This is a genomic window from Klebsiella sp. Shm-1 (assembly GCF_040804525.1).
GTDB lineage: Bacteria > Pseudomonadota > Gammaproteobacteria > Enterobacterales > Enterobacteriaceae > Klebsiella > Klebsiella pneumoniae.
The window spans coordinates 5,030,480-5,054,601 of record NZ_CP161823.1 but is presented as its reverse complement, the minus strand read 5'-3'; the positions used below and the strand labels follow the sequence as shown (position 1 = coordinate 5,054,601).

At 58.6% G+C, this 24,122-nt stretch carries 22 protein-coding genes and 4 tRNA genes; 21 read left to right on the top strand and 5 right to left on the bottom strand.

Annotated elements, in window-relative coordinates; genetic code table 11:
- The first annotated feature begins 21 nt into the window (after positions 1-21).
- The 15 genes from wecB to AB1E37_RS24570 all read left to right on the top strand — a co-directional run bounded on the left by wecB (position 22) and on the right by AB1E37_RS24570 (position 12,713).
- Positions 22-1,152 (top strand): non-hydrolyzing UDP-N-acetylglucosamine 2-epimerase, encoded by a 1,131-nt coding sequence (gene wecB, locus AB1E37_RS24640; protein ID WP_002883297.1) that lies wholly within the window; start codon positions 22-24, stop codon positions 1,150-1,152.
- On the top strand, positions 1,149-2,411 hold the full coding sequence (wecC, locus tag AB1E37_RS24635) for a UDP-N-acetyl-D-mannosamine dehydrogenase (RefSeq protein ID WP_004186361.1): 1,263 nt from the start codon (positions 1,149-1,151) through the stop codon (positions 2,409-2,411). Before wecB ends, wecC begins: the two co-directional genes overlap by 4 nt.
- Entirely contained in the window at positions 2,408-3,475 is a 1,068-nt protein-coding gene (rffG, locus tag AB1E37_RS24630) for a dTDP-glucose 4,6-dehydratase (RefSeq protein ID WP_004181645.1), read from the top strand. Before wecC ends, rffG begins: the two co-directional genes overlap by 4 nt.
- 18 nt (positions 3,476-3,493) lie before the next feature.
- Entirely contained in the window at positions 3,494-4,375 is an 882-nt protein-coding gene (gene rfbA / locus AB1E37_RS24625; RefSeq protein ID WP_002883307.1) for a glucose-1-phosphate thymidylyltransferase RfbA, read from the top strand.
- On the top strand, positions 4,353-5,027 hold the full coding sequence (gene rffC, locus AB1E37_RS24620) for a dTDP-4-amino-4,6-dideoxy-D-galactose acyltransferase (protein WP_004146507.1): 675 nt from the start codon (positions 4,353-4,355) through the stop codon (positions 5,025-5,027). Before rfbA ends, rffC begins: the two co-directional genes overlap by 23 nt.
- 5 nt (positions 5,028-5,032) lie before the next feature.
- Positions 5,033-6,163 carry a dTDP-4-amino-4,6-dideoxygalactose transaminase gene (gene rffA, locus AB1E37_RS24615; protein ID WP_004901839.1) on the top strand — a complete coding sequence of 377 codons (1,131 nt, stop codon included), beginning with the start codon at positions 5,033-5,035 and terminating at the stop codon, positions 6,161-6,163.
- A 1-nt stretch (position 6,164) separates the two neighbouring features.
- Positions 6,165-7,415, top strand: coding sequence for a lipid III flippase WzxE (gene wzxE / locus AB1E37_RS24610; protein WP_002883312.1), 1,251 nt, complete (start codon positions 6,165-6,167; stop codon positions 7,413-7,415).
- On the top strand, positions 7,412-8,488 hold the full coding sequence (locus AB1E37_RS24605; RefSeq protein ID WP_004901843.1) for a TDP-N-acetylfucosamine:lipid II N-acetylfucosaminyltransferase: 1,077 nt from the start codon (positions 7,412-7,414) through the stop codon (positions 8,486-8,488). Before wzxE ends, AB1E37_RS24605 begins: the two co-directional genes overlap by 4 nt.
- Positions 8,485-9,831, top strand: coding sequence for an ECA oligosaccharide polymerase (wzyE, locus tag AB1E37_RS24600; RefSeq protein WP_004901848.1), 1,347 nt, complete (start codon positions 8,485-8,487; stop codon positions 9,829-9,831). Before AB1E37_RS24605 ends, wzyE begins: the two co-directional genes overlap by 4 nt.
- A gap of 11 nt (positions 9,832-9,842) precedes the next feature.
- A complete protein-coding gene (gene wecG, locus AB1E37_RS24595) occupies positions 9,843-10,583 on the top strand; it encodes a lipopolysaccharide N-acetylmannosaminouronosyltransferase (RefSeq protein WP_004186366.1) in 741 nt (246 codons plus the stop codon).
- Between the two features lie 205 nt (positions 10,584-10,788).
- The gene (locus AB1E37_RS24590) at positions 10,789-12,174 is read left to right on the top strand and encodes an amino acid permease (RefSeq protein ID WP_002883322.1); all 1,386 of its coding nucleotides are present in this window, start codon (positions 10,789-10,791) and stop codon (positions 12,172-12,174) included.
- Between the two features lie 102 nt (positions 12,175-12,276).
- A tRNA-Arg gene (locus AB1E37_RS24585) sits at positions 12,277-12,353 on the top strand.
- A gap of 55 nt (positions 12,354-12,408) precedes the next feature.
- Positions 12,409-12,484 (top strand) — tRNA-His (locus AB1E37_RS24580).
- 23 nt (positions 12,485-12,507) lie between these two features.
- Positions 12,508-12,594 (top strand) — tRNA-Leu (locus tag AB1E37_RS24575).
- 42 nt (positions 12,595-12,636) lie between these two features.
- A tRNA-Pro gene (locus AB1E37_RS24570) sits at positions 12,637-12,713 on the top strand.
- Positions 12,714-13,174: 461 nt separating this feature from the next.
- Here AB1E37_RS24570 and hemY read toward each other — a convergent pair.
- From hemY to hemC, 4 genes are read right to left on the bottom strand one after another with little or no spacing between them, the layout of a single operon-like run.
- Positions 13,175-14,371: a protoheme IX biogenesis protein HemY gene (gene hemY / locus AB1E37_RS24565; RefSeq protein ID WP_004150428.1), complete on the bottom strand. Its 1,197-nt coding sequence runs from the start codon at positions 14,369-14,371 to the stop codon at positions 13,175-13,177.
- 3 nt (positions 14,372-14,374) lie between these two features.
- A complete protein-coding gene (gene hemX / locus AB1E37_RS24560; RefSeq protein WP_284302713.1) occupies positions 14,375-15,556 on the bottom strand; it encodes a uroporphyrinogen-III C-methyltransferase in 1,182 nt (393 codons plus the stop codon).
- Positions 15,557-15,577: 21 nt separating this feature from the next.
- Positions 15,578-16,318 carry a uroporphyrinogen-III synthase gene (hemD, locus tag AB1E37_RS24555; protein ID WP_004901862.1) on the bottom strand — a complete coding sequence of 247 codons (741 nt, stop codon included), beginning with the start codon at positions 16,316-16,318 and terminating at the stop codon, positions 15,578-15,580.
- Complete coding sequence (gene hemC / locus AB1E37_RS24550; RefSeq protein WP_002883381.1) at positions 16,315-17,256, bottom strand: hydroxymethylbilane synthase; 942 nt, start codon at positions 17,254-17,256, stop codon at positions 16,315-16,317. The genes hemD and hemC overlap by 4 nt, the downstream gene beginning before the upstream one ends.
- Before the next feature lie 357 nt (positions 17,257-17,613).
- On the opposite strand from hemC, the gene cyaA reads away from it, so the two are divergent.
- Positions 17,614-20,166, top strand: coding sequence for a class I adenylate cyclase (gene cyaA, locus AB1E37_RS24545; RefSeq protein WP_002883383.1), 2,553 nt, complete (start codon positions 17,614-17,616; stop codon positions 20,164-20,166).
- 48 nt (positions 20,167-20,214) lie between these two features.
- On the opposite strand, the gene cyaY is transcribed toward cyaA, so the two are convergent.
- Positions 20,215-20,535 (bottom strand): iron donor protein CyaY, encoded by a 321-nt coding sequence (gene cyaY, locus AB1E37_RS24540; protein ID WP_002883389.1) that lies wholly within the window; start codon positions 20,533-20,535, stop codon positions 20,215-20,217.
- A 146-nt stretch (positions 20,536-20,681) separates the two neighbouring features.
- On the opposite strand from cyaY, the gene AB1E37_RS24535 reads away from it, so the two are divergent.
- From AB1E37_RS24535 to yigB, 5 genes are read left to right on the top strand one after another with little or no spacing between them, the layout of a single operon-like run.
- A complete protein-coding gene (locus AB1E37_RS24535) occupies positions 20,682-20,885 on the top strand; it encodes a lipoprotein (protein WP_004901868.1) in 204 nt (67 codons plus the stop codon).
- Between the two features lie 35 nt (positions 20,886-20,920).
- The gene (gene dapF, locus AB1E37_RS24530) at positions 20,921-21,745 is read left to right on the top strand and encodes a diaminopimelate epimerase (RefSeq protein ID WP_002883394.1); all 825 of its coding nucleotides are present in this window, start codon (positions 20,921-20,923) and stop codon (positions 21,743-21,745) included.
- A complete protein-coding gene (locus AB1E37_RS24525) occupies positions 21,742-22,449 on the top strand; it encodes a DUF484 domain-containing protein (RefSeq protein WP_002883395.1) in 708 nt (235 codons plus the stop codon). The genes dapF and AB1E37_RS24525 overlap by 4 nt, the downstream gene beginning before the upstream one ends.
- The gene (xerC, locus tag AB1E37_RS24520) at positions 22,446-23,348 is read left to right on the top strand and encodes a tyrosine recombinase XerC (RefSeq protein ID WP_002883396.1); all 903 of its coding nucleotides are present in this window, start codon (positions 22,446-22,448) and stop codon (positions 23,346-23,348) included. Before AB1E37_RS24525 ends, xerC begins: the two co-directional genes overlap by 4 nt.
- Positions 23,348-24,064: a 5-amino-6-(5-phospho-D-ribitylamino)uracil phosphatase YigB gene (gene yigB, locus AB1E37_RS24515; RefSeq protein WP_002883397.1), complete on the top strand. Its 717-nt coding sequence runs from the start codon at positions 23,348-23,350 to the stop codon at positions 24,062-24,064. Before xerC ends, yigB begins: the two co-directional genes overlap by 1 nt.
- Positions 24,065-24,122: the final 58 nt, after the last annotated feature.

The following is a 24,122-nucleotide window of genomic DNA, read 5'->3' as shown; positions in this document are numbered from 1 at the left end:
GCCTAATCGAAGAGAATCGATGTGAAAGTACTAACTGTATTTGGCACGAGGCCGGAAGCCATCAAGATGGCGCCTCTGGTCCATGCGCTGGCAAAGGATCCTCATTTTGAGGCGAAAGTATGCGTGACCGCGCAGCATCGGGAGATGCTCGATCAGGTGTTGAAACTTTTCTCTATTGTCCCGGACTACGATCTCAACATCATGAAGCCGGGGCAGGGGCTGACCGAGATCACCTGTCGCATCCTTGAAGGGCTGAAGCCGGTGCTGGAGTCGTTTAAACCCGACGTGGTGCTGGTGCATGGCGATACCACTACCACCATGGCGGCGAGCCTGGCGGCGTTTTACCAGCGGATACCGGTGGGTCACGTAGAGGCCGGCCTGCGCACCGGCGATTTAAGTTCGCCGTGGCCGGAAGAAGGCAACCGTACGTTGACCGGCCATCTGGCGACATACCATTTCGCCCCCACGGAAACCTCGCGGCAGAACCTGCTACGGGAAAATATTGCCGACAGTCGCATCACGGTCACCGGGAATACGGTCATTGACGCCCTGTTCTGGGTGCGGGATCGGGTGCTGGGTGATGAAGCGCTACGGGAGACCCTGCTGCAGCGCTATCCTTTCATCAGCCACGGTAAAAAGATGATTCTGGTTACCGGCCACCGGCGGGAAAGCTTTGGGCTCGGTTTTGAACAGATCTGCCAGGCGCTGGCCGAGATAGCCCATACCCACCCTGAGGTGCAGATTGTCTATCCGGTTCACCTGAATCCTAATGTCAGCGAGCCGGTGAATCGTATTCTTGGTCATATTGACAATGTGATGTTGATTGAACCGCAGGATTACCTGCCGTTCGTCTGGCTGATGGATCGCGCCTGGCTGATCCTGACCGATTCCGGCGGCATTCAGGAAGAGGCCCCCTCGCTGGGTAAGCCGGTGCTGGTCATGCGCGATATGACCGAACGTCCGGAAGCGGTGGCCGCCGGCACCGTGTGTCTGGTGGGCACCGACAGCCAGCGCATCGTCGCGGAAGTGACGCGACTGCTGGAGGATGATGCTGCATACCAGGCGATGAGCCGCGCGCATAATCCCTATGGCGATGGCGAAGCATGTCGTCGCATTTTGTCTGCACTTAAAAATAATCAGGTAACGCTATGAGTTTTTCTACCATTTCAGTGATTGGCCTTGGCTATATCGGGCTGCCAACCGCTGCCGCGTTCGCCTCCCGGCAGAAGCGGGTGGTCGGCGTTGATGTTAATCAACATGCCGTGGAGACCATTAACCGTGGAGAGATTCATATCGTGGAGCCGGATCTGGCGAGCGTGGTGAAGACCGCGGTCGAGCAGGGGTATTTAAGCGCCACCACCACCCCGGTGGAGGCGGATGCTTACCTGATTGCCGTGCCGACGCCGTTTAAAGATCGCCACGAGCCGGATATGGTGTTTGTCGAGTCGGCCGCCAAATCCATTGCGCCGACGTTAAAGAAAGGGTCGCTGGTGATCCTCGAGTCCACCTCACCGGTCGGGTCGACCGAACAGATGGCCGAGTGGCTGGCGGAGATGCGCCCGGATCTTAGCTTCCCCCAGCAGGTGGGTGAAGCGGCAGACGTGAATATCGCCTACTGCCCGGAGCGGGTATTGCCCGGTCAGGTGATGGTCGAGCTGATTAAAAACGACCGCGTTATCGGCGGCATGTCGCCGGTCTGCTCCGCTCGCGCCAGCGAGCTGTATAAAATCTTCCTTGAAGGCGAATGCGTGGTGACCAACTCGCGCACCGCCGAGATGTGCAAGCTGACGGAAAACAGCTTCCGCGACGTCAACATCGCTTTTGCCAACGAACTGTCGCTGATTTGCGCCGACCAGGGGATTAACGTCTGGGAGCTGATCCGCCTGGCGAACCGCCATCCGCGCGTCAATATCCTGCAGCCGGGCCCGGGTGTTGGCGGCCACTGTATCGCCGTCGACCCATGGTTTATCGTGGCGCAAAACCCGCAGCAGGCGCGTCTGATCCGCACCGCTCGCGAGGTCAACGACCACAAGCCGGAATGGGTTATCGAACAGGTGAAAGCGCAGGTGGCGGACTGCCTGAATGCCACCAACAAGCGGGCCAGCGAACTGACGATCGCCTGTTTTGGCCTCGCTTTTAAACCGAATATTGACGACCTGCGCGAAAGTCCGGCGATGGAAATTGCCGCGCAGATTGCCCGCTGGCACAGCGGCACGACCCAGGTGGTTGAGCCCAACATTCACGCGCTGCCGAAGAAACTCGATGGACTGTGTACGCTGGCGACCCTTGAGGCGGCGCTGGCCAGCGCCGATGTGCTGGTGATGCTGGTCGATCATAACCAATTTAAAGCCGTTAGCGGCGATAGCGTCACCCAGGCGTTTATCGTCGACACCAAAGGAGTGTGGCGGTGAGAACCATTCTGGTCACCGGCGGCGCGGGCTTCATTGGTTCGGCGGTAGTGCGGGAGATTATCCAGCACACCGCCGATCGCGTGGTGGTGGTGGATAAACTGACCTACGCCGGCAATTTAATGTCGCTGGCGCCGGTGGCGCAGGATGCGCGTTTCGCCTTTGAACAGGTGGATATCTGCGACCGCGCCGAGCTGGATCGCATTTTTCGTCAGCATCAACCGGATACGGTGATGCACCTGGCGGCGGAAAGCCATGTCGATCGTTCGATTGACGGCCCGGCGGCGTTTATCGAGACCAATATCGTGGGCACCTATACGCTGCTGGAGGCGGCCCGTAGCTGGTGGAATACCCTGGCTACGGCGCAAAAATCGGCGTTTCGCTTCCATCACATCTCCACCGATGAAGTGTATGGCGATCTGCACGGCAGCGATGATTTCTTTACCGAGACCACGCCCTATGCGCCAAGCAGCCCCTATTCGGCTTCGAAAGCCAGCAGCGACCACCTGGTGCGCGCCTGGCTGCGAACCTATGGCCTGCCGACGCTTATCACCAACTGCTCAAATAACTACGGCCCGTATCACTTTCCCGAGAAGCTGATCCCGCTGACGATCCTTAACGCGCTGGCGGGCAAGCCGCTGCCGGTGTATGGCAATGGACAACAGATCCGCGACTGGCTGTACGTGGAAGATCACGCCAGAGCGCTGTATCTGGTGGCGACCCGCGGCGAACCGGGCGAAACTTACAATATCGGCGGTCATAACGAACGTAAAAATATCGAGGTGGTGGAAACCATTTGTCAGCTGCTGGAAGAGCTGGCGCCGGATAAGCCGCAGGGCGTGGCGCACTATCGCGATCTGATCGCCTTCGTTGCCGATCGTCCGGGCCACGATCTGCGCTATGCCATTGATGCTTCGAAGATTGCCCGCGAGCTGGGCTGGACGCCGGCAGAGACTTTCACCTCCGGTATGCGTAAGACCGTGGCGTGGTATCTGGCGAACGAGGCCTGGTGGCGTCGGGTTCAGGACGGAAGCTATCAGGGCGAGCGTCTTGGGCTGCAAAGCTAATCATCTCTGGGGGGAATGATGAAAGGTATTATTCTGGCGGGCGGTTCCGGAACGCGGCTACATCCCATCACCCGCGGCGTATCGAAGCAGCTGTTGCCGATCTACGATAAGCCGATGATCTACTACCCGCTGTCGGTATTAATGCTGGCCGGGATCCGTGAGATCCTGATTATCACCACGCCGGACGACCTACGTGATTTCCAGCGCCTGCTCGGCGATGGCTCAGAGTTTGGCATTGCGCTGCACTATGCCGTACAGCCGACGCCGGATGGTTTAGCCCAGGCGTTTATCATCGGAGAAGCCTTTCTTAACGGCGAACCGGCGTGTCTGGTGTTAGGCGACAATATCTTCTTCGGCCAAAGCTTTAGCCCGAAGCTGCGCAGCGTCGCTGCCCGCACGGAAGGGGCGACGATTTTTGGCTATCAGGTGATGGATCCTGAGCGCTTTGGCGTGGTGGAGTTTGATGATAACTTCCGTGCGCTATCGCTGGAAGAGAAGCCGAAGCAGCCGAAGTCGAACTGGGCGGTCACCGGTCTCTATTTCTACGATGGCAAGGTGACGGAGTATGCCAAACGGGTCAAGCCATCCGAGCGCGGCGAGCTGGAAATCACCTCCATCAACCAGATGTATCTGGAGGATGGCGCATTGACCGTCGAACTGCTTGGACGCGGCTTTGCCTGGCTGGACACCGGCACCCACGATAGCCTGATCGAGGCCAGCATGTTCGTGCAGACCGTCGAGAAGCGCCAGGGCTTTAAAATCGCCTGTCTGGAAGAGATCGGCTGGCGTAACGGCTGGCTGGACGACGACGGCGTCAAACGTGCGGCGAAGCGGCTGGAAAAAACCGGCTACGGCCAATATCTGCTGGATCTGCTCCGTGCCCGTCCGCGCCAGTATTGACCCCCTGGAGTGGGAGAACCGCTTCTTTGCCGTGAACAGCGCGATCGTGCGCTTTGACGAGCACGCGCCGCGGCTGACGCCTGAGGCGCTGGCGGGGTGGTCGCGAGTGCAGGCGAAGATCGCCGCCAGCGACACCGTCCGGCTGGACGCGCTGCAGCGGCTGGGTTTTCAGCTGGTGGAAGGTGAGGTCGATCTGGCGCTGCCGGTGGGCAGCCCTGCAGATGCCGGCGCAGACGTCGCCGTGGAAGCGGATATTGCGCCGCTGCGCGAGCAGGCGGCGCAGGCATTTGCCATGAGCCGCTTTCGCGCGCCCTGGTACGCTGCCGACGCCAGCGGCCGCTTCTATGCCCAGTGGATTGAAAATGCGGTGCGCGGCACCTTCGATCATCAGTGCCTGATTTATCGCCATCCTGAGGGCGATATTCGCGCCTTTGTCTCCCTGCGGCAGATCACTGCGACCGAAGCGCGTATCGGCCTGCTGGCCGGACGCGGCGCCGGGGCGCAGTTGATGCAGGCGGCGCGGTACTGGGCCGCCTCGCGCGGACTTTCTACACTGCGGGTGGCGACCCAGATGGGCAACACCGCCGCGCTTAAACGTTATATTCTCAGCGGTGCTAACGTGGAAAGCACCGCCTACTGGCTATACAGGTGACCCCCATGATCCCATTTAACGCGCCGCCGGTGGTTGGAACCGAGCTTGATTACATGCAGTCTGCGATGAACAGCGGCAAGCTGTGCGGCGACGGCGGCTTTACGCGCCGCTGCCAGCAGTGGATGGAGCAGCGATTTGGCACGGCAAAAGCGCTACTGACCCCTTCCTGCACGGCTTCGCTGGAGATGGCCACGCTGCTGCTGGATATCCAGCCGGGCGACGAAGTGATTATGCCCAGCTATACCTTTGTCTCCACCGCCAACGCCTTTGTGCTGCGCGGGGCGAAAATCGTCTTCGTTGATATCCGTCGCGATACGATGAATATCGACGAAACGCTCATCGAAGCCGCCATCACCGATAAAACCCGGGCGATTGTCCCGGTGCATTATGCCGGCGTAGCCTGCGAGATGGACACCATCATGGCCATCGCCGACAAATACAACCTGTTTGTGGTGGAAGACGCCGCGCAGGGGGTGATGTCCACCTACAAGGGGCGCGCGCTGGGCACCATCGGCCATATCGGCTGCTTCAGCTTCCATGAAACCAAAAACTACACCGCCGGCGGTGAGGGCGGGGCGACGCTGATCAACGATCGCACGCTGGTGGAACGCGCGGAGATTATTCGCGAAAAAGGCACCAACCGCAGCCAGTTCTTTCGCGGCCTGGTGGATAAATATACCTGGCGGGACATTGGCTCCAGCTATCTGATGTCCGACCTGCAGGCCGCCTATCTGTGGGCGCAGCTGGAAGCGGCGGAGCGCATCAACCAGCAGCGCCTGGCCCTGTGGCAGAACTACTATGATGCGCTGCTGCCGCTGGCGCGCGCCGGGCGTATCGAACTGCCGACGGTTCCGGCCGACTGCGGGCAAAACGCGCACATGTTCTACATTAAGCTGCGCGATATCGAGGATCGCAGCAGACTGATCGCCTGGCTGAAAGAGGCGGAGATCCTCGCGGTATTCCATTACATTCCCCTGCACAGCTGCCCGGCAGGCGAACAGTTCGGCGAATTCCGCGGTGAAGACCGCTACACCACTCAGGAGAGCGAGCGTCTGGTACGCCTGCCGCTGTTTTACAATCTGTCTGTGGTGAACCAGCGGACGGTGATTAACTCGCTGCTGAGCTACTTCTCCTGATATGTCGTTAGCAAAAGCCTCACTGTGGACGGCGGCATCGACGCTGGTCAAAATCGGCGCCGGTCTGCTGGTCGTCAAGCTGCTGGCCGTCTCGTTTGGGCCGGCGGGCGTTGGCCAGGCCGGTAACTTCCGGCAACTGGTCACCGTACTCGGCGTGCTGGCCGGGGCCGGGATATTTAATGGCGTCACGAAGCTGGTGGCGCAGCATCACGACGATCCCCCGCGCCTGAAGCAGGTGGTGGGCACCTCGTCGGCGATGGTGCTTGGCTTTTCCACCCTGCTGGCGCTGGTATTTTTACTGGCGGCGGCGCCGATAAGCCAGGGGCTGTTCGGCCATACGCACTATCAGGGGCTGGTACGCCTGGTGGCGCTGGTGCAGATGGGGATCGCCTGGGCGAATTTCCTGCTGGCGCTGATGAAAGGCTTTCGCGATGCGGCGGGTAACGCCTTCTCGCTGATTGCCGGGAGCCTGATCGGCGTGGCGGCTTACTATGCTTGCTACGTGTTGGGAGGCTATCAGGGCGCGCTGCTGGGGCTGGCGTTAGTTCCAGCGCTGGTGGTGGTCCCGGCGGGTATTATGCTCTGGCGGCGGGGTAATATCCCGCTGAGCGCCCTGCGTCCGCGCTGGGATAACGGTCTGGCGGGACAGCTATCGAAATTTACCCTGATGGCGCTGATAACCTCGGTGACCCTGCCGGTAGCCTATGTGATGATGCGTAATCTGCTGGCGGCGCATTACGGCTGGGAGGCGGTCGGGATCTGGCAGGGGGTGAGCAGCATCTCCGATGCCTACCTGCAGTTTATTACCGCCTCGTTTAGCGTCTATCTGCTGCCGACGCTGTCGCGGCTGAGCGCCAAAACGGATATCACCCGCGAGATAGTCAAGTCGCTGAAATTCGTCCTGCCGGCAGTAGCGGCGGCGAGCCTGACGGTCTGGCTGCTGCGCGATTTTGCCATCTGGCTGCTGTTTTCCGATCGCTTTACCGCGATGCGTGACCTGTTCGCCTGGCAGCTGGTGGGCGACGTTTTAAAAGTAGGCGCCTACGTCTATGGCTATCTGGTGATCGCCAAAGCGTCGCTGCGTTTTTATATTCTGACGGAAATCAGCCAGTTCGCACTGCTGACCGCATTCTCACACTGGCTTATACCGGCGCACGGCGCGGTTGGCGCGGCGCAGGCATATATGGCCACTTATATTGTTTATTTCGCCCTTTGTAGTGGCGTGTTTTTACTCTGGCGTAAACGGGCATGACAGCACTGATACATGTACTGGGATCGGATATCCCGCATCATAACCAGACCGTACTGCGGTTCTTTAACGACGAACTGGCCGCCGACCCGCAGGCCAGGAGATTTATGATCGTCGGTGATGAGGCCAGCGTGCGTGATGGGTATCCGGCGCTGGACATCACCTGTTATCCGGGGAAAAAGGCGCTGGCGCAGGCAGTGATTGCTACCGCGAAAGCCAACCGCCAGCAGCGCTTTTTCTTCCACGGCCAGTTCAATACCGGGCTGTGGCTGGCGCTGTTGAGCGGTGGCATCCGCCCGTCGCAGTTTAACTGGCATATCTGGGGGGCGGATCTGTATGAAAATTCTGCCAGCCTGAAGTTTCGCCTGTTCTATCCGCTGCGCCGTATGGCGCAGGGGCGGGTAGGGCGCGTTTTCGCCACCCGCGGCGATCTCAGCTGGTTCGCTAACCGCCATCCGCGCGTCCCGGGCGAGCTGCTCTACTTCCCGACCCGTATGGATCCGGCGCTGAATACCCTGGCCGATAACGCTCCGCGCGGTGATACCCTGACTATTCTGGTGGGCAACTCCGGGGATCGCAGCAATGAACATATTGCCGCGCTGAAGGCAATCCATCAGCAGTTTGGCGATACGGTAAACGTCATCGTGCCGATGGGCTATCCAGCGAAAAACGACGCCTATATCAATGAGGTTCGCGAGGCGGGGGCGGCGCTGTTTAGCGGTGAGCATCTGCAGATCCTCAGCGAGAAGCTGGAGTTTCATGATTATCTGGCGCTGCTGCGCCGCTGCGATCTGGGCTATTTTCTGTTTGCCCGCCAGCAGGGGATCGGCACCCTGTGTCTGCTGATTCAGGCGGGCATCCCCTGCGTGCTCAATCGGGAAAACCCGTTCTGGCAGGATATGGCCGAGCAGCATGTGCCGGTGCTGTTCACCAGCGACGCGCTGGACGTCAGCGTGGTGCGCGAAGCGCAGCGTCAGCTGGCGAGCGTGGATAAATCCGCTATCGCCTTCTTCCGGCCGAACTATCTGACGGGCTGGCGGCGGGCGCTACGGTTAGCGGCGGAGGGGCAGGCATGACGTTAATGCAATTTAGCGGGCTGCTGGTGGTCTGGCTGCTGTCGACGCTGTTCATCGCCACAGCCACCTGGTTTGAGTTCCGTCGGGTACGCTTTAACTTCAACGTTTTTTTCTCGTTGCTGTTTCTGCTGACCTTTTTCTTCGGCTTCCCGCTGACCAGTATTCTGGTGTTCCGCTTTGACGTCAGCGTGGCGCCGCCGGAGATTTTGCTGCAGACGCTGCTGATCGCGGTGTGCTTCTACGCAGTCTACTACGTGACCTATAAAACGCGGCTGCGTTCGGCATCGCGTGAGGTTGCGCATCGCCCGCTGTTTACCATGAACCGGGTGGAAACCCATCTGGCGTGGGGCATTTTGATGGGGCTGGCGCTGCTGTGCGTCGGCATCTTCTTCGCCCACAACGGTTTCCTGCTGTTTAAGCTCAACTCCTACAGCCAGATTTTCTCTGCTGAAGTGTCCGGCGTGGCGTTGAAGCGCTTCTTTTACTTCTTTATTCCGGCGATGCTGGTGGTCTATTTTCTGCGCCAGGATTATAAGGCGTGGATCTTCTTCCTCGTCAGCACGGTGGCCTTTGGTTTGCTGACCTACGCCATCGTCGGCGGGACGCGCGCCAATATCATCATCGCCTTCGCCATCTTTCTGTTCATCGGTATTATTCGCGGCTGGATCAGCCTGTGGATGCTGGCGGCGGCGGGTGTGCTGGGTATTGTCGGCATGTTCTGGCTGGCGCTGAAGCGCTACGGGATGAACGTCAGCGGCGACGAAGCGTTTTATACCTTTCTGTATCTCACGCGCGACACCTTCTCACCGTGGGAGAACCTGGCGCTGCTGCTGCAGAACTACGACAAGATCGATTTCCAGGGTCTGGCGCCGATGATCCGCGACTTCTACGTCTTTATCCCCAGCTGGATGTGGCACGGTCGCCCGACGATGGTGCTCAATACCGCCAACTACTTTACCTGGGAAGTATTAAACAACCATTCGGGGCTGGCGATTTCGCCGACGCTGATTGGCTCGCTGGTGGTGATGGGCGGCGTCTGGTTCGTACCGCTGGGCGCCGTGGCGGTAGGGTTGATTATTAGATGGTTCGACTGGCTGTATGAGCTGGGCAACCGGGAGAGCAATCGCTATAAAGCGGCTATCCTGCACAGTTTCTGTTTCGGCGCTATCTTCAACATGATAGTGCTGGCGCGCGAGGGGCTGGATTCGTTCGGCTCCCGCGTGGTGTTTTTCCTCGTGATCTTTGGTATCTGCTTGCTGGCGGCGAAACTGCTGTACTGGTTCCTGGATAGCGTGGGACTGATTCATAAGCGCGTAAAACCGCTTTCGCAACCGCAAGTCTGAGAAGGATGGACATGACTGGGACCATTTCCGCGCCGTTGTACCTGTTAAGAGGGCTGCAGCTCATAGGCTGGCGCGATATGCCGCACGCTCTGGATTATTTGTTTGCCGACGGCGTTCTCCGCGAGGGGACGCTGGTAGCCATTAATGCTGAGAAAATGCTGGCCGTAGAGGATAACCCGGAGGTACGGGCGCTGATTGAGGCGGCGGAGTTTAAATATGCCGATGGCATCAGCGTGGTGCGTTCGCTGCGCAAAAAATACCCGCAGGCCCAGGTATCCCGCGTCGCCGGGGCCGATCTCTGGGAAGCGTTAATGCAGCGCGCCGGCGCTGAAGGGACACCGGTGTTTTTGGTTGGTGGTAAACCTGAGGTCCTGGCGCAGACAGAATCCAGGCTGCGTCAGCGCTGGCAGGTGAACATCGTCGGCAGCCAGGACGGTTATTTCACCCCTGAGCAACGCCAGGCATTGTTCGAACGCATTCGCGACAGCGGGGCGAAAATCGTCACCGTCGCGATGGGGTCGCCGCGCCAGGAGATCTTTATGCGCGACTGCCGGCGCCTGTATCCGCACGCGCTGTATATGGGCGTCGGCGGCACTTACGATGTTTTTACCGGGCACGTCCATCGGGCGCCGAAGTTCTGGCAGGATCTGGGGCTGGAGTGGTTCTATCGCCTGCTTTTGCAGCCGAGCCGTATCAAAAGACAGTTCCGTCTGCTGCGCTATTTACGTTGGCATTATTCCGGTAAGCTCTGATATTCCACTGCAACCAGGCGAGTTTGCATACATATTCTGTGTAATCTCTTCACTCGCCTGATACTTTATTTGCCATTTCCGCAAAATTAATTAACCATTCGCAGGCTTCATACGCGCCGGGGAGACCTGCGCGTCGGCAAGGCTATGGTTTCAGTTAATAACAATAACCGGGAGTACCCGGAATACGGCAAACACAAGAGGATATATGACTGAGAAAAAAGCGGAGCTTCAGCGTGGACTGGAGGCCCGGCATATTGAACTGATCGCCCTTGGCGGGACGATTGGCGTGGGGTTGTTTATGGGGGCGGCCAGTACCTTGAAATGGGCTGGGCCTTCCGTGCTGCTGGCGTACATTATCGCTGGCCTGTTCGTCTTTTTCATTATGCGCTCAATGGGCGAAATGCTGTTCCTTGAGCCTGTCACTGGCTCCTTCGCGGTGTATGCGCATCGCTATATGAGCCCCTTCTTCGGCTATCTGACCGCGTGGTCCTACTGGTTTATGTGGATGGCGGTGGGGATCTCGGAGATTACCGCCATCGGGGTCTATGTGCAGTTCTGGTTCCCGGAGATGGCGCAGTGGATCCCGGCGTTGATTGCCGTGGGGCTGGTGGCGCTGGCGAACCTCGCGGCGGTCCGGCTGTACGGTGAAATCGAGTTCTGGTTCGCCATGATAAAAGTGACCACCATTATCGTGATGATCGTCGTGGGTCTGGGCGTCATTTTCTTCGGCTTTGGCAACGGCGGCCACTCCATCGGTTTTGGTAATCTCACCGAACATGGTGGTTTCTTTGCCGGCGGCTGGAAGGGCTTCCTGACGGCGCTGTGTATCGTGGTCGCGTCCTATCAGGGGGTGGAGCTCATCGGCATTACCGCAGGTGAAGCGAAAAACCCGCAGGTGACGCTGCGCAGCGCGGTGGGCAAAGTGCTGTGGCGGATCCTGATTTTCTACGTCGGCGCGATTTTCGTTATCGTCACTATCTTCCCGTGGGATCAAATCGGCTCCAATGGCAGCCCGTTCGTACTGACGTTTGCCAAAATCGGTATTACCGCGGCGGCGGGAATTATCAACTTCGTGGTGCTGACGGCAGCGCTTTCCGGCTGCAACAGCGGAATGTACAGCTGCGGACGTATGCTGTACGCCCTGGCGAAGAACCGTCAGCTGCCGGCGGCGATCGGTAAGGTATCGCGCAACGGCGTTCCGTCCGTCGGTGTGGCGCTGTCGATTCTGATCCTGCTGGTGGGCTCCTGCCTGAATTACATTATTCCTAATCCGCAGCGGGTGTTCGTCTATGTCTATAGCGCCAGCGTCCTGCCGGGGATGGTGCCCTGGTTTGTGATCCTGATTAGTCAGCTGCGTTTCCGTCGCGTGCATCAGGCGGCGATTGCCAGCCATCCGTTCCGTTCGCTGCTGTTTCCGTGGGCCAACTATTTCACGATGGCCTTCCTGATCTGCGTGCTGGTCGGGATGGGACTGAATGATGAAACCCGCATGTCGCTCTTCGTCGGCATTATTTTTCTGGCCGCCGTCACCCTGATTTATAAGGTGTTTGGCCTCGGAAGACAGGGGCAAGTCAATAATACGGCTGAATAACCGTCAAAACGAACAAAGCATGAGCAAACGATAATTTTCTTTAAAAAGGCACTAGACAGCGGGGTAGGAAGTCCGTATTATCCGACCCCGCAACGGCGCTAAGCGCCCGTAGCTCAGCTGGATAGAGCGCTGCCCTCCGGAGGCAGAGGTCTCAGGTTCGAATCCTGTCGGGCGCACCATTAACCCGGTGCTGGAGCTGCGGTGGTTTTAATACCGCGTAAAAGGTTTGCAGTGGTGGCTATAGCTCAGTTGGTAGAGCCCTGGATTGTGATTCCAGTTGTCGTGGGTTCGAATCCCATTAGCCACCCCATTATTTGATAGAGTTGTGAATTTGCGAAGGTGGCGGAATTGGTAGACGCGCTAGCTTCAGGTGTTAGTGTTCTTACGGACGTGGGGGTTCAAGTCCCCCCCCTCGCACCACGACTTTAACGAATTGAACTAAAAATTCAAAAAGCAGTATTTCGGCGAGTAGCGCAGCTTGGTAGCGCAACTGGTTTGGGACCAGTGGGTCGGAGGTTCGAATCCTCTCTCGCCGACCAATTTTGAACCCCGCTTCGGCGGGGTTTTTTGTTTTCTGCTGCCGTCCGCCATCTCTTATTTCTCTGATCTTGCTGATAAAAAATCTTCTCTTTGCTTAAGAATACGCGTCAGGAAAACTCTCAATTCATCACTGTGGTAGATGCAATTTCCCCGGATCCTGTGCGATAATAACCGGGTAGATGCTCATTCCATCTCTTATGTTCGCCTTCGTGCCTCATAAACTCCGGAATGATGCAGAGCCGTTCTTACGGTGCTTATCGTCCACTGACAGATGTCGCATTTATGCCTCATCAAACACCATGGACATTACGTTGAGTGAAGCACCCAATTTGTTGTCAAACAGACCTGTTTTAACGCCTGCCCTGATTTCAGCGCAGGCGTTTTTTTCTTTCAGGGATCCGTCAATGCGAAGGCGGGGGAGAAGGGCTATCGCCCCGCAGGAGGCGATAGCCATGCCAGGTTATGGCTGAGGATTATTCTGCAGCGTCAGCAGCAGTCCATCGCGGCGCATAGCGGCGGCTTCTTCCGGCTGATGCAGGCGGTCCAGGGCATCCGCCAGCCAGGCGTAATCAAAGGCATCCGGACGCTGCTTAAGCGCGGCGCGGAAGGCGATGCTGGCCTCCTGCCATTCGCCGTGCCGCATCAGCGACTGGCCCAGGGTGCTCCACAGCAGCGGACGGTCGCCAACGGCTTTGATCTGCTGGCGCAGCACTTTCTCCAGCTGTTCCGGGTTATTGGTCTTCAGACGCGGGATCGGCATCACCAGACGGTCATCATACTGTTTCTTCAGACCATCAATAATAATTTGCTGCGCGGTATCGTGATCGTCGCTCTCGATGAGGCGCTCGGCCATCGCCACCTGCAGCGGCACCAGCGCCCGCGTTTTACGGCTCTGGTTGCGCCACCATTCGCGTAGTCCTTCGCTGCCGCCATCGGCCAGCGCTTTATCCATCAGGCCAACCCAGGCCAGCTGTTCCAGCGCCGCGCGGTGCGCTTCATCGCCGACGTTAGCTTTCGCCATCGACGGAATGATGTCCAGCAGCGACTGCCAGGCGCCGGTGCGGGTGTATGCCTGTTCGGCGAGGCGCAGCACTTCCGGATGACGCGGGGTAATTTCCAGCAGCTTATCGATGCCATGGCGCGCAGCGTGATTTTCATTACGCGCCAGCTGCAGGCGAACGCGAGTGATTTCCACCGGGATCAGGTCATCGCCCGCCAGCTCGGTGGCGCGCTCCAGATGCTGGTTGGCCCGCGCTTCATCGCCGCGCTGCTGGGCCGCTTCCGCCGCCAGCAGATAGTTCACCACCGGCTGTTCGGCGTGATCGGCATTTTTCGCCATCAGCTTCTCAACCTGCTGGTAATCACCTTCCGCCAGCTTAAGCAGCGCCTGCTCGGTTTGCTTACGCGCGCGACGGCGTTTACGGCCGACAAACCAGCCGCGCGTATGCGCCCCGGTGCGGAAAATGCGGCGCAGCAGCCATTCAATGGCGAACAGCACCACCATGGCGAGGATCAGGATGATCACCAGCCCGGTCACGCTGGTCTCGATATTGTAATTATCGGTCTGGATCAGGACGTAGCCCTGATGCCCGGCGATCATCGGGCCGAGCACGATCCCGGCGATCAACAGTGCGAAGAGTAAAAGAATTTTCAGCATGCGTTACTCTCCTTGCGGCGCAGCGGGGGCGGCCGGCGCAGCAGGTGCGGGCGAAGGCGCGCCGCCCGCGGTAACGGCAGGCTGCGCCATCAGGTTGCGCACTCGGGTCTGCATCAGTTTTTCCAGCAACGCCTGACTCTGCAGCGTTTCCGGCACCGTCATGGTAATGCTTTGCTGACTGAGCTTATCCACCTCGTCGAGGAAGGCTTTGGTGGTGGCGTCATCGGTATCATAATAGGCGCGTACCCAGGTCGAGACGTTATCCAGCGACTGTTTCCAGGTCTCTTCCTGATGGCGCGGAACTGCCTGCGCGGCGACCAGCAGGCGAGAGCGAATATTTTCCCGCAGATAGATATCCTGATTCGGCGCCAGCAGCGGGACCGCCGTTTCATCGCGGCGGCGCACGGTGATAAAGTTGTCCATAAAGTTCTGCCAGCTTTTCTGCAGGTTGACGCGCCATTCGCTGATAGAGCTGGAAAGCTCATCGCTATCAGCGTCCATCGGCGAATCGTCATCGTTATTATCGGCCAGCCGCAGGTTATCGATTTGGTTCGCCAGCTGATTAACCTTGAGGATCATGCCGTCATAGTCCACCTGGCTTACCGCGGAGAGGGTGGCGATGTCGTCGGTGATCGCCCGGCGGGCGCCGATGAGGCTTGGGTCGTTCATGTCGGCGAGGCTGGCGTCAGCGCTTTTCAGCAGCGCGGCGGCGGTGGTGACATCCTGATCGCTCCACAGCTTACGTCCCGCCAGCTTGACGAGGAAGTCGGCCTGGGCCAGCAGCCAGGTTTTGGCATCGCTACCGGAAATCACCGCCACTTTTTGCTGCAGCTCATCCAACTGTTTGGCCAGCGTCTCCTGCTGATGTTTGGCTTCGTTTAGCTGGTCGGCCTGCTGTTTGATAACACCTTCCAGTTCACTTTTTTGATTTTCCTGCGCTTTTTGCAGCGCCGCGACCTGGCTTGCTAATTCAGAGGTAGTTGCGTTTTGCCGCGTGGCCTGTTGTTTGTTCAGGCCATACAGGCCGATGCCGGCGGCTATCGCAATGGCGATAGCGATCGCGCTGAGCGCCAGGCTGGTTTTATTGCCTGCCTTCTTCTTCTCAGTGTTCTCTGGCTGTGGTGTGGTCTCCACGGCCTCCCTGGTCTCTTCAACCACGGCGGATTGATTTTGTTGTTCCGTCATTATGGCTTCCAATGTTGAGAGTTATTGTAATGCGCGTAGCAGCGCATCGTTGTCGGCGCTATCGGCAACCTGAATCTCCTGCCAGCCCAGTTCCCGGGCCTGAAGGGCCAGACGTTCGCTGACAACGACAACGCGGCAGTGCAGGAGCCACTGTTCGCGATACCATTGCGGTATTAACGACCATAGCTGCTGCAGCATCTCGCCGCTGGTGACCACCAGCGTGGTGACTCCGCGAGATTGCCAGCGCATCGCTTCTTCTGCGCCATCGTAATGTTTTGCACTACGTTGATAACATTCACAAAATGTGACCCTGGCGCCGCGCTCGGTCAGCGTCGCGCCTAAGAGTTCCCGCCCGCCATTGCCGCGTAGGATCAGCGCATTTTTCCCGGCAATGTTTTGTAATTCAGGTAATTGTAGCAAGACTTCGCTAATTTCCCGATCTAACGGGTAATGGATATGCTGCCCACTGACCGTATGCAGGGCCAGCGCCGTCGTGCGGCCAATGGCAAAATAGCGCGGAGAAGTGGGCCAGGGCAGGCCCTGCAGCTGCAGACGGGCATGGGCGAATTCCACCGCATGCTGGGATAGCGCAAATAGCAGATCGTCGGGCCCCAGTCGGGCAAGCGCATCGCCCAGCGCGGGAAGCTCCCTGCCAGGCGTAAATTCTATCAGCGGAAAGCTCCAGGCCACGCGTCCCATGGCCCGCAGACGGCTGACCAGCGCTTCTCCTTGCGGTAGTGGACGAGTGACCAGGATGCTCATCGCGGGGCTTCTCCATCATAAACCGCCGCGAGAATCTCGCGGGCGCCATTATCCAGAAGCTCTTCCGCCAGCGAGATGCCGAGGGCTTCCGCTTGTTCCGCTGGCCCGCGTCGTTCGCCGCGCACCAGCTGTGAACCATCCGGAGCGCCAACCAGCGCCCGCAGCCACAGTTCCCCGTCCTTCAGTTCCGCATAGCTGCCGATCGGCACCTGGCAGCCGCCTTCGAGGCGGGTGTTCATCGCCCGCTCGGCGCGCACGCGCACCGCCGTTTCCGTATGGTTGAGAGGCGCTAACAGCCCCCGGGTCCATGCATCATCAAGACGGCATTCGATGCCGACCGCGCCCTGGCCGACCGCCGGCAGAGATTGCTCAGGCGACAGCGGCTGGCGAATACGCGCTTCCAGCTGCAGGCGCTTCAGGCCGGCGGCGGCGAGGATGATGGCGTCGTACTCGCCGTTATCCAGCTTACTCAGCCGGGTACCGACGTTACCGCGCAGAGAGCGGATCGCCAGGTCCGGACGGGTGGCGGCCAGCTGGCACTGACGGCGTAAACTTGACGTGCCAACGACGCTGCCGGCCGGCAGTTCGTCAATCGAGGCATAGCGATTGGAGACAAACGCGTCGCGCGGATCGTCGCGCTCGCAGATAGTCACCAGCCCCAGGCCCTCCGGGAATTCCACCGGCACATCTTTCATCGAATGGACGGCGATATCGGCGCGCCCTTCGAGCATGGCGAGCTCTAACTCTTTCACAAATAAGCCTTTGCCCCCCACCTTTGCCAGCGGAGTATCAAGGATGACATCCCCGCGCGTGACCATCGGCACCAGCTCGACCTTCAGTCCGGGATGCGCTTGTTCCAGGCGCGCTTTAACATACTGCGCCTGCCATAGCGCAAGCGGGCTTTGCCGTGTGGCAATTTTCAAAACTTTGTCTAACATGCTTGTTACCGTCATTATCGACCACTATCCATCCTAACATTGTTGTCTTACGGATGTTAGTTTTCACGGTTTATGTGGGAGGTGGCTCCGGCCCACTCTTTTTTAACCTTTCATGCGCGTGGCGGTTGCCGGAGACGTAGTGAGGAATTTACAGGTAATAAACGGTGCTACACTTGTATGTAGCGCATCTTTCTTTACGGTCAATGAGCAAGGTGTTAAATTGATCACGTTTTAAACCATTTGTCAGTCCGCTGCTCATCACAACCACACCGACGACGAATGGTGACGGTTTTTGTTGAAATACTGAAATCCTCCGTACTATTGTACCTCGGGTTTTTGAACATCAGGCGATATGTCTTGTACCTCTATATTGAGACACTGAAACAGAGACTGGATGCCATCAACCAATTGCGCGTGGATCGCGCGCTTGCTGCCATGGGACCCGCTTTCCAGCAGGTTTACAGTCTACTGCCAACGTTATTACATTATCATCACCCGCTGATGCCGGGTTACCTTGACGGTAACGTTCCCCGTGGCATTTGCCTCTACACGCCTGATGAAACCCAACGCCACTATCTTGAAGAACTGGAGCTGCATCGCGGTATGCAGACTCAGGAGCCGCCGAAAGGCGAGCTGCCGATCACCGGCGTCTACTCGATGGGCAGTACTTCCTCCGTCGGCCAGAGCTGCTCTTCCGATCTTGATATCTGGGTATGTCACCAGGCCTGGCTGGATAGCGAAGAGCGCCAGCTGCTGCAGCGAAAATGCAGCCTGCTTGAGAGCTGGGCTGCCTCGCTCGGCGTGGAAGTCAGCTTCTTCCTGATCGACGAAAACCGTTTCCGTCATAACGAAAGCGGTAGCCTCGGCGGCGAAGACTGCGGTTCGACCCAGCATATCCTGTTGCTTGATGAGTTCTACCGCACCGCGGTGCGCCTCGCCGGCAAGCGTATTCTGTGGAATATGGTGCCGTGCGATGAAGAAGAGCATTACGATGATTACGTGATGGGGCTGTATGCCCAGGGCGTGCTGACGCCTAACGAATGGCTCGATCTCGGCGGCCTCAGTTCGCTGTCGGCGGAAGAGTACTTCGGCGCCAGCCTGTGGCAGCTGTATAAAAGTATCGACTCCCCCTATAAAGCGGTGCTGAAAACGCTGCTGCTGGAAGCCTACTCCTGGGAATACCCCAATAACCGCCTGTTAGCGAAAGATATCAAACAGCGTTTGCACGACGGGGAGATTGTCTCCTTCGGCCTCGACCCGTACTGCATGATGCTGGAGCGCGTGACCACCTATCTGCAGGCCATCGAAGATGAAACCCGCCTCGATCTGGTGCGCCGCTGCTTCTACCTGAAAGTTTGTGAAAAACTCAGCCGCGAACGCGCCTGCGTCGGCTGGCGTCGCGAAGTCGTCAGCCAGTTGGTGAATGCCTGGGGCTGGGACGAAAAGCGTCTGATGATGCTCGACAACCGCGCCAACTGGAAAATCGATGAAGTGCGCAAGGCGCACAACGAACTGCTCGACGCCATGATGCAGAGCTATCGTAATCTGATCCGCTTCGCGCGGCGCAATAACCTTAGCGTATCCGCCAGCCCGCAGGATATTGGCGTGCTGACCCGTAAGCTGTATGCGGCCTTTGAAGCGCTGCCGGGGAAAGTGACGCTGGTAAACCCGCAAATTTCGCCGGATCTGTCGGAACCGAACCTGACCTTTATCCACGTGCCGCCGGGCCGCGCCAACCGTACCGGTTGGTATCTGTACAACCGCGCGCCGGACATGGAATCGATCATCAGCCATCAGCCGCTGGAATATAACCGTTATCTTAATAAACTGGTGGCCTGGGCCTGGTTTAACGGCCTGCTGACCTCACGCACCCGCCTGTTTATTAAGGGCAACGGCATCGTCGATCTGGCGAAGCTGCAGGAGATGGTGGCCGACGTGTCGCACCACTTCCCGCTGCGCCTGCCGGCGCCGACGCCAAAGGCGCTGTACAGCCCGTGCGAAATCCGCCACCTGGCGATTATCGTCAACCTCGAATATGACCCAACCGCGGCCTTCCGCAACCAGGTGGTGCACTTCGATTTCCGTAAGCTGGATGTTTTCAGCTTCGGCGAAGAGCAAAAATGCCTGATCGGCAGCGTCGACCTGCTGTATCGCAACTCGTGGAACGAAGTGCGTACGCTGCACTTTAACGGCGAACAGGCGATGATCGAGGCGCTGAAAACGATCCTCGGCAAAATGCACCAGGACGCCGCGCCGCCGGACAGCGTGGAGGTGTTCTGCTATAGCCAGCACCTGCGCGGCCTGATCCGCACCCGCGTGCAGCAGATGATCTCCGAATGTATCGAACTGCGTCTCTCCAGTACCCGCCAGGATACCGGGCGCTTCAAAGCGCTGCGCGTCTCCGGCCAGACGTGGGGGCTGTTCTTCGAGCGGCTTAACGTTTCGGTGCAGAAGCTGGAAAACGCCATTGAGTTCTACGGCGCTATCTCGCACAACAAGCTGCACGGGCTGTCGGTGCAGGTGGAAACCAATCACGTTAAGCTGCCGGCGGTGGTGGATGGCTTCGCCAGCGAAGGGATTATTCAGTTCTTCTTTGAAGACGCGGATAACAACGACAGCGGCTTTAACATCTATATTCTTGATGAGAGCAACCGCGCCGAGGTCTATCATCACTGCGAGGGCAGTAAAGAGGAGCTGGTGCGCGACGTCAGCCGCTTCTATTCGTCATCGCACGATCGTTTCACCTACGGCTCCAGCTTTATCAACTTCAACCTGCCGCAGTTCTATCAGATTGTCGAGGTAGACGGGCGCACCCAGGTGATCCCTTTCCGCACCCAGGCGATTGCCGCTGCGATACCCACCAGCCAGGACGTTACCGCCTCGCCGGTGCTGCAGCAGCGCTACTCGTAGATTTGGCCCGGATAAGGCGCGATGCGCCGCTATCCGGGAAACACGTCATTAACGGAATTTCACCGTCTCACCGGCCTGCTGGCTCGCCGCCTGCTCCAGCAGATCCCAGAAGGTTTCGCCGCTGCGATCGCAGATCCACTCGTCGCCTTTGAGATCGAAGTGATAGCCGCCCTGTTTGGTGGCCAGCCACACCTGGTGCAGCGGCTCCTGACGGTTAATAATGATTTTGCTGCCGTTTTCAAAGCTGATGGTCAGCACGCCGCCGTTGATTTCGCAGTCGATGTCGCTATCGCCGTCCCAGTCGTCCAGACGTTCTTCGATGGTCATCCACAGGCTATCGGCCAGGCGATGGAATTCACTGTCGTTCATAATTTGATTCTGCTTTTTTGATTTTTGAAGATGGGCCGCAGTATAGCGCGAAACAAAAGCGCGCGCAGTCGGATGCTAAAGGCTTGCTTTTACGTCTTCTCCTGCGATGATAGAAAGCAGAAAGAATGAATCACGGGCAACTATCAATGAAAAACGTTTTTCCTACGCTTGCCGTTTTGTTTGCGATCTTCAGCCTGACCGGCTGCGGTCTGAAAGGGCCTCTCTATTTCCCACCGGCGGACAAAACCGCGCCGCCGCCGACCAAACCGGTTAACCCTGGCATTCAGAGCGCAACGCCGGATCGTAACGATCGTGGCGATATCGGTGGTCCGAGCCAGGTCAATTACTAACGATAACGTTCTGTTCCGCGCAACTGGAGTAGATGATGCAGTTCTCTAAAATGCATGGCCTTGGCAACGATTTTATGGTCGTTGACGCGGTAACGCAGAATGTTTTTTTCTCGCCGGAGCTGATTCGCCGCCTGGCGGATCGCCACCTTGGCGTCGGGTTCGATCAGCTATTGGTCGTCGAACCGCCCTACGATCCGGATCTGGATTTCCACTACCGGATCTTTAACGCCGACGGCAGCGAAGTGTCGCAGTGCGGCAACGGCGCGCGCTGTTTTGCCCGCTTCGTCCGGCTGAAAGGCCTGACCAATAAACGTGATATCCGCGTGAGTACGGCCAACGGGCGTATGGTATTAAGCGTAACGGAAGACGATCTGGTGCGGGTGAACATGGGCGAGCCCAACTTCGAGCCGTCCCAGGTGCCGTTCCGCGCCAACAAAGCGGAAAAGACCTATATCATGCGTGCCGCCGAGCAGACAGTATTGTGCGGCGTGGTGTCCATGGGAAATCCGCACTGCGTCATCCAGGTTGATGATGTGGATACGGCAGCGGTGGAAACTCTCGGCCCGGTGATGGAAAGCCATGAGCGTTTTCCGGAGCGCGCCAATATCGGCTTTATGCAGGTGGTCGGCCGGTCTCATATCCGTTTGCGCGTCTACGAACGCGGCGCGGGGGAAACCCAGGCCTGCGGCAGCGGCGCCTGCGCCGCGGTGGCGGTGGGGATCCAGCAGGGGCTGCTGGCGGAAACGGTACGCGTGGAATTACCCGGCGGTCGACTTGATATCGCCTGGAAAGGCCCGGGCCAGCCGCTGTTTATGACCGGCCCGGCGGCCCATGTCTATGATGGATTTATTCATTTATGAAACCAATCGGGGAAGAACAGCAGGAGGTTGCCAGCGCGTTGAACGATCGCGCAGTGGTGGACTATCTGTTGCAACATCCTGAATTTTTTATTCGTAATGCCGCCCAGGTCGAACATCTCCGCGTCCCGCATCCGGTACGCGGTACGATTTCGCTGGTGGAGTGGCACATGATGCGGGCGCGTAACCATATTCATGTGCTGGAAGAGAATATGTCGCTGCTGATGGAGCAGGCGGTCGCTAATGAAAGCCTGTTCCAGCGCCTGCTGCAGCTGCAAACGCGGCTGGCGGCGGCGGAGAGCCTCGACGATATGCTCAACCGCCTTCACCGCTGGGCACGCGAGCTGGGGCTGGCGGGCGCCACGGTGCGCCTGTTTCCTGACTGCTGGCGCCTCGGCGCGCCCTCGAAGTTTACCCATCTGGCATTAAACCGGCAGGCGTTTGAGCCGATCCGTATTCAACGTCTGGGCCAGGCGCGCCACTATCTTGGGCCGCTGAACGGCCCGGAGCTGCTGGTGGTGCTGCCGGAGGCGAAGGCCATTGGGTCTGTGGCGATATCGCTGCTGGGGGGCGATAATGCCCCGGGGGTGATGCTCTTCAGCAGCCGCGATGCGCAGCATTATCAGCCAGGGCAGGGGACGCAGCTGTTGCAGGAGATTGCCCAGATGCTGCCCGGCCTGCTGGAGCGCTGGATTGAACGCGCATGACCGATTCTCCTCTCTTCTCCGCCGTCGCCCGCTTTCTTCGCCATCTTGGCGTTGAACGCCAGCTCAGCCCGATCACGTTACTGAATTACCAGCGACAGCTGGACGCGCTGATCGCCCTGGCGGATGAGGCGGGCCTGAAAAGCTGGTCGCAGTGCGATGCCGCTCAGGTGCGAAGCTTTGCGGTGCGTAGTCGCCGCGCGGGGTTAGGCCCGGCAAGCCTGGCGCTTCGCCTGTCGGCGCTGCGCAGTTTCTTCGACTGGCTGGTCGGTCAGGGCGAGCTCAGCGCCAATCCGGCGAAGGGGATTGCCGCGCCGAAAATTCCCCGCCACCTGCCAAAAAATATTGACGTCGATGACGTCAATCGACTGCTGGATATCGATCTCAACGATCCGCTGGCGGTGCGCGATCGGGCGATGCTGGAGGTGATGTACGGCGCGGGATTGCGTTTGTCCGAACTGGTCAACCTGGATATCAAACACCTCGATCTCGAAAGCGGTGAGGTCTGGGTGATGGGCAAAGGCAGCAAGGAGCGTCGTTTGCCGATCGGTCGCAACGCGGTGGCATGGATTGAGCACTGGCTGGATTTGCGCGGCCTGTTCGGTACCGATGACGACGCGCTGTTTTTGTCGAAGCTGGGCAAACGTATTTCGGCGCGCAACGTACAGAAGCGATTCGCCGAGTGGGGCATTAAGCAGGGGCTGAACAGCCATGTGCACCCGCACAAGCTGCGCCACTCCTTTGCCACCCATATGCTGGAGTCGAGCGGCGATCTGCGCGGCGTGCAGGAGCTGCTGGGGCATGCTAACCTCTCCACCACCCAAATCTATACCCATCTTGATTTTCAACACCTTGCCTCGGTGTACGATGCCGCGCATCCGCGCGCTAAACGGGGGAAATAATGCGTTTTTACCGACCTCTGGGCCAGATTTCCGCGCTGACGTTTGACCTGGACGATACCCTTTACGATAACCGCCCGGTGATTGACCGGACGATGCACGAGTCGCTGGCCTTTGTGCGCAGCTACCATCCTTCGCTCAGCCAGTTCGACGCCCATGAGCTTAATCAGCTGCGTCAGACGCTGCTGGCTGCTGAACCTGAGATTTATCATGACGTGACCGTCTGGCGCCACCGTGCGCTGGAGTTAGGTATGCGTAATGCCGGGCTCTCCGCCGAAGCGGCGAAAGCGGGGGCCGATGCGGCGATGGAACACTTCGCCCACTGGCGCAGCCGCGTCGATGTCCCGCAGGAAACGCACGATACGCTGGCGAAGCTGGCGAAGAAGTGGCCGCTGGTGGCGATTACCAATGGCAACGCCCGCCCGGAACTGTTCGGTCTGAGCGACTATTTCCGCTTCGTGCTGCGCGCCGGGCCGGATGGCCGCTCCAAGCCGTTTGCCGACATGTACCACCTTGCGGCGGAGCGTCTGAATGTGCCGCTCGGGCAGATTCTGCACGTCGGCGATGATCTGACCACCGACGTGGCCGGCGCTATTCGCTGTGGGATGCAGGCCTGCTGGATCAAACCGCAAGGCGCGGACCTGATGCACACCGCGGACAGCCGCCTGCTGCCGCATATTGAAATTTCACGGTTGGCATCTCTGACCTCGCTGATATAATCACCAGTCACTCTGTATATATTAACAGGGGTTCGTGGAACCCCTTCTCTTCCGGCGG